1 protein-coding gene is annotated in these 495 nt (G+C 56.4%); it reads left to right on the top strand.

All coding sequences use genetic code 11. The features are described from left to right. Positions 1–58: 58 nt before the first annotated feature. The coding region (locus NPS56_RS31000; protein WP_274078175.1) for a hypothetical protein at positions 59–495 on the top strand (437 nt) is incomplete at its 3' end.

Genomic DNA, 495 nt, shown 5'->3' with positions numbered 1-495 from the left:
TGCTGATCACCTTGTAGGAGCTGGCTTGCCAGCGAAGGCGGTTTGTCAGGCGAGGGAGATGTTGGGTGTGCTGGCGTCATCGCTGGCAATCCAGCTCCTACAGGTTTATTGGGTGTTCCCGGGATTTGTGTCTGGTGGTGATCACCTTGTAGGAGCTGGCTTGCCAGCGAAGGCGGTTTTTCAGGCGAGGAAGATGTTGGATGTGCCGGCGTCATCGCTGGCAAGCCAGCTTCTACAGGTTTATTGGGTGTTGCCGGGATTTGTGTCTGGAGGTGATCACCTTGTAGGAGCTGGCTTGCCAGCGAAAACGGTGTGTCAGGCGAGGGAGATGTTGGATGTGCCGGCGTCATCGCTGGCAAGCCAGCTCCTACAGGATCATTGGGTGTTGCCGGGATTTGTGTCTGGTGGTGATCACCTTGTAGGAGCTGGCTTGCCAGCGAAGGCGGTTTTTCAGGCGAGGAAGATGTTGGATGTGCTGACGTCATCGCTGGCAAT

Origin of the sequence: Pseudomonas putida (assembly GCF_028682635.1) — a bacterium.
Classification (GTDB): domain Bacteria; phylum Pseudomonadota; class Gammaproteobacteria; order Pseudomonadales; family Pseudomonadaceae; genus Aquipseudomonas; species Aquipseudomonas putida_AE.
This window is presented reverse-complemented; position numbering and strand designations above follow the sequence as displayed.